Here is a 9283-nt window from a genome sequence, read left to right on the forward strand (position 1 = left end):
CACGGCGACGTCGGACAGGCCTCGGGCGTCGAGCTGCCGACGCAGGAAGTGAACGATCCGCCGCTGAGTGGGTCGGCTCATGTGGCAGCCCTCGGTGTGCCCGGTGGCCACCCACCAGTCCGCCGTCGGCTCGTTGAAGGGCTCGACCGAGCGGAAACGGATCCCCCAGTGATCCCTCGCCCGCCTGGCGACGATCGCGAGGTAGCGGGCGTGCTGCTCGTGGTTCCAGCTCTGCAGGTTCTCGCCGCCGTCTCGCGCGCCGCAGGGGTTGTGGTTCTTGCACATCCACCAGATCGGCGACAGGGAGAACATCTGCAGCACGTTCGCCCCGCGCGCCTTCGCCTTGAGCAGCATGGCCCGCTGTTCGGCGTCGTTGTCCCAGTTCCAGCTGCTGCTGTCCGGGTTCGTGCTGCGCCAGTTGACCCAGAAGCCCTCCACCTTCCGGTAGGCCGGCATCGTGGGCGAGTGGACCATGCGCGGCCCGCCCGGCCACGCGGGCTGGAACATGCACGAGCCGAGCTCGTAGCGCGCCACGTTCAGGCCCAGCCCCGGCAGGGTGCGCCCGAGCACCGACACCCAGCGCCGCGTGAAGAACAGGTCCGCCAGCGTGTCGTTCCGCCCGAAGACGTTCGCCCAGAAGGCCAGGGACGCCCCCCACCCCTCCCACGTGCCGTACCTACGGTAGGGGTCGATCCGGGTGGTGTAGTTCGCCCAGGCCGATGACGCGGGCAGCAGGCTCACCACGCCCCCCGCGGCCGTCGCCGCTCCCGCCTCCAGCAGTCGGCGCCGTGTCGTCATTGCTGCCTCCTCCGCGTCGCACGGGCGAGCGCGGTGTCCGGCCGCCATCAGGGACCGGACGCAGCCCGCCGAGCAGCCACCGTAGAGGCGCCCGCACAGACAACCACATCACTCGAACGGGTGAGAGGGAGAGCGCACGTAGCGCGCGTGCACGCGTGGCCTGCCTCGGGTGCCGGTCGAGGTCGGCCATCCGGCCACTGCAGCGGTGCCAGGGCTGGGTCGACGCGGAAGCGGTCGAAATTGAGGCCACCGTCCTAGCGGTGTGCCTTCAGCGGGCTGAGGCCGCTGAGCTTCATGCAACCAGGCGTACAGGAAATTCCAGGCGGCTTTCCGCTGCTGTGGTCGCCCTCCCTCAGGAGCATGGTGTGGTCGCAGGGTCATGGGACCGCAGGTCCGCAGGGTGTCGCCCAGGCCGGGGGGCGTTCAGCACGGTGTAAGTGTCGCTCACCGGTGCATCACCGCGTCGTCCTGGTCGTGGTCGCTTGGGCGGTCGTCCGGGTCGACCTGGGCGAGAAACCGGGCGTAGCTGCGGTCCGCGCGGGCCAGCAGGGCCGGGGAGGGCCGGCCGAAGGGAGAACAGGACCCGGGCGGCGGATGCTCCTCGCGGGCGTACACGCTGTCATATCCGTCCTCAGAGGGTGTGCGGCGAAACAGCACGCGCTGTGGGGTGCTCCGACACGCCCCGCACGACCAGGATTCGCCTGTCACCTGCCTAGGCAGGCTTGCCCGGAGCACACAAGCAAACCCCGCCATGGGGTATCACGTGGAGGTCTTCCCATGAGCTGTATCCGCAAAATCGCCACCGCGCTCGGGTGTGTCACCCTGGCTGCTTCGGGCATTTTCCTCACCGCCCCCGCCGCCCAGGCCGACGTCGGTCGGTTCATCCTGCTCGGCGAGTTCACCTTCGCCACCCCGCCGAACGGTTCGTGACGGAGACGAACCCCGAGGTTGGTTGCCGCCCATGACAATGGATGAGCTCCGATGTCCGGTTGCCGACTCCACATGGCGCTCGTACCTCCCAGGGCCAGACGCCGCGCCCGGTGGCCAGGTGGAGCGCACCATCCTGTGGGGCCAGGCGGACATCGACGCCTGGCTGGCCCGCCAGTAGTAGCCCGCCCCCATTCCGTAGGCCCCCGCGAGCACCTCCGCTCGCGGGGGCCTACGTCGTGCTTCAGGCGCTCACACCCGGACCTCACACGGGGGCGACGAACCGGACCCAGGCACCTCAGACGATGTCCGATTCCTGGAACCGCCGCAGATCAGCGGGCATCCACCATCGTCGGCCGCCCAGCAGCCGGCTCCGGGCATCCGGCCCGCAGACGGCTCGCGCGCAGGACTCGGCATCCTGGTCCTGGTCCTTGATGACGGCCCGCTCGGCGGACAGGAGTCGCCCTCGCGGCGCTGAGGCGGGCGCGGGGGGCCGGGACGGACGTGGGGGCGGGACCGGTGCCCAGGGGGGCGGCGTGTGCTCATATGCGGAGTGCGCATGGTCGGGGCCGAGCGCAGGGTGGCGGTTAGCTTGATCTTTAACGTGCGCCGTCGAACGGTGCGTCGTACTTGATCACTCGGTTCGGTGTCCGCCGTACACGGAAGCGGCCTTCGTCTGAACATGTGCTCCGACCAAGGAACACACACGTCCAGCACGAAGGCCGTGAGGATGAGTCTGCTGCATCACGATGTCCGGCGAGAGCCGCCAGCCGAACTGTCACGCTTCCGGGGCGAGTTCTACTCCTGTCTCACCGCTCGTTCGGATGCGCTGTTCGAGCTGGCGGATGCGGCTCTGTGCGGTGATGGGCCGGTGAGATCCCTGGCCGAGCTGTCGCTGGTGGGCGAACACCGTCGTGGGCACGGAGCACTCTACGCCGCTGTCTCAAAGGGCCGGGTCGATGCGGATCGGATGCGGCAGGCCCTGGCCTCGGTGTCCCTGCCGCGAGCGGACGACGGCCGACTGGTCCTGGCCGTCGACATCACCTGCTGACTGCGGCCGGACGCCCACACCTCACCACAGCGGATCCTGTGTCACACCTACGGCCGGGGCAAGGACCAGCACATCCCCGTCCCCGGGTGGCCGTACTCGGTCGTCTGCGCGCTCGAGCCGGGCCGCAGCTCCTGGACCGCTCCGCTGGACGCTCTGCGTCTGGCGCCTGGGGACGACAGCGCCACCGTCACCGCCCGGCAGTTGCGCGAACTGGTCGAGCGGCTGATCACCGCAGGCCAATGGCAGGTCGGCGATCGGGATGTCCTCGTCATCGCGGACGCTGGATACGACGCGCCACGCCTGGCCCACCTTCTGCCGGATCTGCCGGTGAAAGTCCTGGCCAGGATGCGGTCGGACCGCGTCCTGCGCGGGCCAGCCCCGCCGCGGCAGCCTCACACCATGGGCCGGCCGCCCCGGCACGGCGGCGAGTTCGTCTTCGGGCAGCCTGACACTGGGGCACCCCGGACACTCACACGGTCACCGAGACGCGCCTCTACGGCACCGCCGTGGCCCGGTCCTGGGACCGGCTCCATCCCAAGCTCACCCACCGTTCGTCCTGGGCCGCGGCCGAGAGAAGTCGACTACTCCCCGCCCCCGCCGCACAGGTTAAAGATCAAGCTAGCCGATCGCCCGTCAGTCCGGCATCCAGCGATCCCCTCCACCCTCCCTCTGAGGAGATCCGGTCATGTCACCGTGCCCCACACCGACCACCGTGACCAGCAGACCGCCGACCTGCGCGCCGCCCTCCCAGCGCACCATCCCCCTACTCGGTTTCTCCGCCGGACGGGAGGCGGCCACCGACCCGAAGTACGCCACCCTGCTACTCGCGGCCGCCGACGACCTGACCGGCACCCTGGACCGCACCGCCCCCTGAGCACCCGGCCCCCGAAATGGCGGCAGTACCGGCCACCACCACCGGTTGCGGTACCGGAACCAGCACCGGGGGCGCCGGGTGGAAGGGATCACCCGTGACGTGAGCGTTGCCAGAGCCGATACTGAGCGTGTCCGTGCCGGTTCCGGAGCTGCGGCGGGGCCGGGCGGAGGAGCCGGAGTGGGGCGGCTTCCGAGCGGCCGTCCTGGGCGACGCGGGCCGGGTGGCGCTGCGCTCCAGGCGGTTCCGTGATGACGCCGACTTTCCGGAGATCGTGCCGGTGCGGCACACCTTCCGGATGTGACCGCGTTGGACGTTGAGTTGATCGTGTGGGACGACGCGGGGCGGCTTGCCTTCAAGCGGTTGCAGGGCTGGCTCGCGCGGCGCCTGCACGGCCCGGGCAGCGGGCGAGTGCCACTTCGTTGCGTTTGATCTGCTGCGGCTGTCGGGGCCGGACACCACCGGCTGGCCCTACCGGCGACGCAGGGCAGCCTTGGCGTTTGTGCGCGCCGCGCGGCGGCTGTCGGCGCCATGGGTGCTGTGCCCGTCGACCACCGAGGCGGCCACGGTGCGCGAGTGGCTGTCATGGCGTCGGTCGGGATGGAAGGCGTGGTCTTCAAGCGGCTGGACGATCCCTACCGCCCTTCGGTGAGGGATTGGCAGAAGTACAAGACACGCAAGACGACGGAGGCCATCGTCGGCACGGTCACCGGCCCTCTGGCTGCTCCCCGGACGCTGCTGCTGGGCCGGTACGACGACGAGGGGCGCCTTCAATACGCTGGCCGGACCGCCGCCCTCGGCCAGGCAGCCGGTACGACGGTCGTCGGGATACTCCACCAGGCCGCGAGCGCGGGTTGTGTGCTACCGCGGGGCTCGTCCGGTGAGGTAGTCGTCGAGGGTGTCGCGGTGGCGTTGGATGGGCGGGTGGTCGGCAGGGAGGGTGCAGGCGACGGCACCCCGCGAGTCAGGCCATCGTGCGTTCGATGGTCCAGCGGTGCCGGCCGAGCCGCTGGCTGGAGTCCGTACCCTTGCGGGCGATGCGGGATGTGATGCCGCAGCCGAGCGACCGGCGCCGCAGTGGTCGCCGACGGTGCCTACGACTGCCCGGCTGGACGGGCCGGTGCTTCCGTAGCCGCCGAGCGGCTGCCGGCCGACTCGGAGCCGATGCCGCCACAGTGGTGGTAGAGGAGGGCGTAAGCGGCCTGGGCGAACCTTCTGTTGGTGGGAGCGCCGGAGTTGGTGAGGGCGGTCAGGGTGACTTGCTGGTGCGGGAGGAGGCCGATGAAGGCGGTGTGGCCGCGTGTGCCGCCGGCGTGGAAGTACAGGGGGTATCCGTGCGCGGTGCGTCGGAACCAGACGAGTGGTTCTTGCCCCGGTCCAGGGTGGAGCACGGTGCGCAGGCCGGTGGCGAGGGATGCGGGAGCGGCGGTGGAGGGGTCCAGCAGCCGGCACAGGTAGTGGAGGAGGTCGTGGGTGCTGGAGCGCAGGGCGCCTGCGGCGGGCAGGGCGGGGATGAGCCAGGGAGGGCAGGGCCGGCCGCGGTAGTGGCCTGTCGCCTGCTCTCGGGGTTGGTCGTCGGTCTGCGTCAGGCCCAGCGGGCGAAGGACCCGTTGGTGCAGGAGGGTGGGGTAGGGGACGCCCGTGATGTGGGTGAGGTAGTGGCCGAGGAGCCCCACGCCGAGGTTCGAATAGCGGGTGCGGCGGCCGGGCGGGTGGCGCAGGCGGGTGCGGGGCAGGAGCGTGGCCAGGTGGTCGGGTGTGTAGCTCTGGTAGGGGTTGGTGTACCAGTGCGGCAGGGCCCGCCGCAGCAGTCCTGGCGGCAGGCGGGGCAGGCCGGAGGTGTGGATGGCCAGGTGCCGGGCGGTGATGCGGCGGGCGTGGGGCTCCTTGGGCAGGAGAGCGGGGATGTGGTCGGCCAGGGGCCGGTCGAGGTCGATGGTTCCGTCGGCGGCCAGGGTGGCGGCCAGCAGGGCGGTGAAGGTCTTGGTGACGGAGCCGATCTCGAAGCGGGTGTGTGCGGTGACCGGGGTGTGGCGCGTGCGGTCGGTGTGGCCGAGGCACAGGGTCGTGGTGGTGCCCTGACAGGTGAGGGCGATGGCGGCGCCCGGCCCGCGGGAAGCCTCGGCCACTGCGCGCAGGCGCTCGCGGACCGTTTGGGTGTCACTGCCTGCGACGGGCATCTTCGCTCCGGGTGAGCGCGAGGGCCGCGGACATGACTGTGACCGCGGTGGTGTGCTGGTGGTCGGTGAACGCCTCCTGGGCGTCCTCGGAGACGGGTCGTGTGTCGCGGGGCACCATGCCGTCGGGGAGCTGGGCGTCGGCGATGAGCTGGAACATGTCGCGTGGGAACTGGGGGTGGGGCAGGCAGGCGTCGACCAGGAGCAGTTCGCCGAGCAGGTCCCAGTCACCCACCTCCGCCCACACCCGCATCCAGGCGGGCAGCCATCGGGTGAGGTAGTCGCTCACGGGTACGGGCAGGGCATGAGGTCGCCGGCCCCAGTCGGTGACGTGGTACACGGTGTGGGTCATCGCGTAGGCCGTCGTCCAGTCGATCAGCCATGGGTCGGGGAGCTGCCCCAGCCAGGTGGCCGCCACCAGTGGCCGCCAGTCCTCGGGATGCGAAAAGCCGGCCAGGCGGGCGGCGTTGACGACGGCCAGGCGGCGGTTGGGCAGCATCTCCACGGCCCACCAGGAGGTGGAAGTGGTCAGATGGGTCAGGAGGGAGTCCAGTCGGTGGTGCCGGTAGCCGGCCGGAACGAAGTGTGCGTAGCACTCGAGCGGATCGGTCGCCAGCTGGTGGCGCACCTGGCGCTCGTAGAGCAGGTCACCGTGGCGCATCTGCTCCCAGCCGTGCTCCAGCAACTCCTTGGCCTGCGCCTGTACATCGGCGAGCGGCCCGGGTGCCCGAAGGACGAAGACCGCCGTCAAAGAGCTTTCTCCCAGCGGTTTGTAGACCTTGTTGGGGTCACCGAGATCGGCTGTGGTCTCGGCGGGAAAGGCCCCGCGGTGCCGGTTGCGGTACAGCCACCGCACACCCCTGGTGGCCACCTCGTGAGCGAGCCGCTGCCACGCGGCAGGTGTGTTCACCGCTGTGCCTGCCGCCCCGCCAGGAGGCGCCGGGCGATTGCGGCGTCCAGCAGGACGCGCGCCGCGCCGCCTGCCATCTCGGTCACATGCCGCAGCAACGGCTCCAGGTCCAGGCCGCCTGCGCCGCCGGGGGCCTGTGTCAGGGCTGCCCAGCGGGCCAGGCGGGCGGCGCTGGCGTAGTCTCGGCGCAGCATCGCGCGTGTCAGTCCCCGCTCCACATCCGCCTCCCGTTTGCGGGCCATGTCCGCGACCGGTCCGGGAAGGGCCGGCCAGGCCAGTGGTGAAAGCCGCGCCATGTGCTGGGCCCAGGCACACCAGTCCGCCTCCGCCGTGCTCTGGACAACGAAGGCACGTTGAGCGGCGTCGCCCGCCTCCACAGCGCCCACGGCGTCGCTCCCGCATCCTTGTGCCGCCTGCTGTTGTGCGTGCGCCAGGCACGCTGCTTCGACCGGGTCCCCCGCCGCGAGGGGAAAGACCAGCAGCACCTCGTCCAAGACCTCGCGGTCATGCGGGTGCGGGCGGACGCCGGCCAGCAGTGCGGACGCCAGAGCGTCGGGCCCCAGCACCCGCACCGCAGCCAGTACTTCCTCCTGCTCCTGGCCGGCCTGCCGTACCGACGCAGCCAGCACCGGGTCGCTATGACGCCCCTCGTCCAGGGCCTGGTGCAGTCGACCGGCCAGATCCTGCACCGCCGCGGCGTACGCCGCGGTCCTCGATCCGTTGACGGGCGCCATCACCAGATGCCCTTTCTCCGCCGGGAAGGCCAGACCGGGACGCCTCAGCGCCCCTTCGGGGCCTTCGGGTCCTTCGGGACCTTCGGGGAGATCAGGAAGTACGCATGGTGGACGCACTGGGGGGCGTAGGCCGGGGCGTCGCTGACAGGCGCCTCCGGCTCGGTGATCAGCGCGATCACGGCGGCACGCTCAAGCGTGCCCGCCGTGGTGGGGCGCGAGGTGAGAAGGGCACTCATTTCTGTTCTCCTGACTGGTGGCCGGGCAGGCGCCGACCGCCTTTTGATGCCGCGGCAGGCCACGGCGGCGTGGGCTGGAACAGCCTCTCAGCCCAAAGGAATTCACCGGCATGCGGGACCACACCGGAATTCGTTAGCCGATATGCAACACCGCCGATCCGTTGATCGGAAGGTGCCCCGGCAGGGCGTGAAGAGTGCACAGGTAGTTAACGCCGCACCGGTTCGACGACTTCACGCTGGGCGGCGCCCCCATTGAAGAACCGGATACCACTCCGCAGCATCGACAGCGCCGCTGGTACGTCCAGCCGAACACCGGCATGGAGCCAGCCGCCGCCATGCACGGCATCACCCCCTGGACCGCCGACTGGCTGCTGCGCTGGCGCACCCCGACCTCCCTATGGCCGGCGGTGATCGGATTCCAGTGGGTGTTCCAGTGATGTCAACACCTGGCCGATGAGGCTGTGCCGTTCAGCTCGGCGGGAACGTTACCGCGCGTGGACGGTCCCACAAGGTTCGGCCCTCCCGGCCGCATTGTCGCTCCCGCCACAGGAAACCGCCTCAGCGGTTGGGCTACTGCAGTTGTCCCGGGCGACGAGGCTGCTGACCAAGCTGCCTGCTCTCGGTGCCACGGACGAACCAGCCCGCCGGGCCACCCTGCTCACGTCCACCGTCGAGGACGGCAACTGCCAGCCGTCGCTTCGGCCGACCGCCTCACGGCAGAGGCCGGCCAGGCCGTCATCGCAGAACGACCTACGTCGCCGAGGACAGCCGGCTCGCCCAGTCACCCGGCGTCGGGGGCTTGTCGCACAGGGGCGGCAGGCCGGGAAGCTGGAAGGAGTGCCCGCCGAGCACGTTGATGTGGTGGCGCACGAACGGGGAGGGCCGGGCGACGACCTCGTCGCGCACCTCGAAGCCGCCGCCACACCGCCGCGTCCGCGCCGTGCTCCTTGGAGTTGCTCCAGACGACGGGCACCGCCTGGCTGTAGTCCCTGGCCGTGATCTCCTGACGGTAGTAGGTCTCGTACCGGCGCGGTGCCCAGTAGCGGCGGCCGGCTCCCTTGAGGACCTGCACGGTGTTGCCGACCTTGGCCTTGAGGGTGTCGGCGAGCACGAAGGCGACCGGCGGCAGACCCTCCCAGCGGGTCGGCGGGCAGACCCGGCGCCACAGCCGCTTGTCGTGGCCGACGTCCCCGATCGCGTCCGGCCGGGAGCGGACCGGGTTCTGTCTCCTTGGTCAGCGTCGGATCCAGATGAGGATGCCCGCGAGGTGGAGTGCCCCGGTGCACCCCTGCTGGGCGCATCTGGAGCTCACGGCCTCGGAGGGGCGTCGCAGCGCATTCGGCCTGGGGGCGCCGTACCTGATTCCGAGCGGTACCGCACTACGTGAAGCTGTCCACCATCACGACCACCCACATGGTCCGCTCGCACTGCACCACTGTCGGGGGAATGAGGCTCAGCGAACGGCCAGCATGCCGTACAAAAGGGGGATCCGCGGCTCGGGCAGCCGCCACCAGCCAGACTCCGTACGGACCATCCGCGGCCAGCGCGGCCAGGGGAGCTCGTCGCTCTCCCGCAGTCG

At 70.7% G+C, this 9283-nt stretch carries 10 protein-coding genes and 3 pseudogenes; 4 read left to right on the plus strand and 9 right to left on the minus strand.

What is annotated here, in order from left to right; genetic code table 11:
* Together AB0L74_RS34525 and AB0L74_RS34530 are read right to left on the minus strand one after the other, a co-directional pair.
* Positions 1-798, minus strand: a 798-nt coding sequence (locus AB0L74_RS34525) for a glycoside hydrolase (RefSeq protein ID WP_365661483.1), incomplete at its 3' end; no start/stop codon positions are given.
* A gap of 444 nt (positions 799-1242) precedes the next feature.
* Positions 1243-1413 carry a hypothetical protein gene (locus AB0L74_RS34530; RefSeq protein ID WP_365661486.1) on the minus strand — a complete coding sequence of 57 codons (171 nt, stop codon included), beginning with the start codon at positions 1411-1413 and terminating at the stop codon, positions 1243-1245.
* 162 nt (positions 1414-1575) lie between these two features.
* Between AB0L74_RS34530 and AB0L74_RS34535 the strand changes: the two genes are divergently transcribed.
* From AB0L74_RS34535 to AB0L74_RS34550, 4 genes and pseudogenes are all read left to right on the plus strand, one after another.
* Positions 1576-1728, plus strand: coding sequence for a hypothetical protein (locus AB0L74_RS34535; RefSeq protein ID WP_365661489.1), 153 nt, complete (start codon positions 1576-1578; stop codon positions 1726-1728).
* A 727-nt stretch (positions 1729-2455) separates the two neighbouring features.
* Positions 2456-3348 (plus strand): annotated as a pseudogene (locus AB0L74_RS34540) (transposase); the annotation flags it as partial.
* Between the two features lie 140 nt (positions 3349-3488).
* Positions 3489-3650, plus strand: coding sequence for a hypothetical protein (locus AB0L74_RS34545; RefSeq protein WP_365661492.1), 162 nt, complete (start codon positions 3489-3491; stop codon positions 3648-3650).
* 127 nt (positions 3651-3777) lie between these two features.
* Positions 3778-3951, plus strand: a complete 174-nt coding sequence (locus AB0L74_RS34550) for a hypothetical protein (protein ID WP_365661494.1) — start codon at positions 3778-3780, stop codon at positions 3949-3951.
* A 663-nt stretch (positions 3952-4614) separates the two neighbouring features.
* Here AB0L74_RS34550 and AB0L74_RS34555 read toward each other — a convergent pair.
* From AB0L74_RS34555 to AB0L74_RS34585, 7 genes and pseudogenes are all read right to left on the minus strand, one after another.
* A pseudogene (locus tag AB0L74_RS34555) lies at positions 4615-4698 on the minus strand (IS5/IS1182 family transposase); the annotation flags it as partial.
* Positions 4699-4741: 43 nt separating this feature from the next.
* Positions 4742-5776: a serine hydrolase domain-containing protein gene (locus tag AB0L74_RS34560; protein ID WP_365661497.1), complete on the minus strand. Its 1035-nt coding sequence runs from the start codon at positions 5774-5776 to the stop codon at positions 4742-4744.
* 31 nt (positions 5777-5807) lie between these two features.
* A complete protein-coding gene (locus tag AB0L74_RS34565; protein ID WP_365661500.1) occupies positions 5808-6734 on the minus strand; it encodes a hypothetical protein in 927 nt (308 codons plus the stop codon).
* Positions 6731-7468: a hypothetical protein gene (locus tag AB0L74_RS34570; protein ID WP_365661502.1), complete on the minus strand. Its 738-nt coding sequence runs from the start codon at positions 7466-7468 to the stop codon at positions 6731-6733. Before AB0L74_RS34570 ends, AB0L74_RS34565 begins: the two co-directional genes overlap by 4 nt.
* Positions 7469-7512: 44 nt before the next feature.
* On the minus strand, positions 7513-7704 hold the full coding sequence (locus tag AB0L74_RS34575; protein WP_365661505.1) for a hypothetical protein: 192 nt from the start codon (positions 7702-7704) through the stop codon (positions 7513-7515).
* A gap of 750 nt (positions 7705-8454) precedes the next feature.
* On the minus strand, positions 8455-8610 hold the full coding sequence (locus AB0L74_RS34580) for a hypothetical protein (RefSeq protein WP_365661508.1): 156 nt from the start codon (positions 8608-8610) through the stop codon (positions 8455-8457).
* 547 nt (positions 8611-9157) lie between these two features.
* Positions 9158-9283 (minus strand): annotated as a pseudogene (locus tag AB0L74_RS34585) (SAM-dependent methyltransferase); the annotation flags it as partial.

The sequence above is a fragment of the Streptomyces sp. NPDC052020 genome (assembly GCF_040680575.1).
GTDB lineage: Bacteria > Actinomycetota > Actinomycetes > Streptomycetales > Streptomycetaceae > Streptomyces.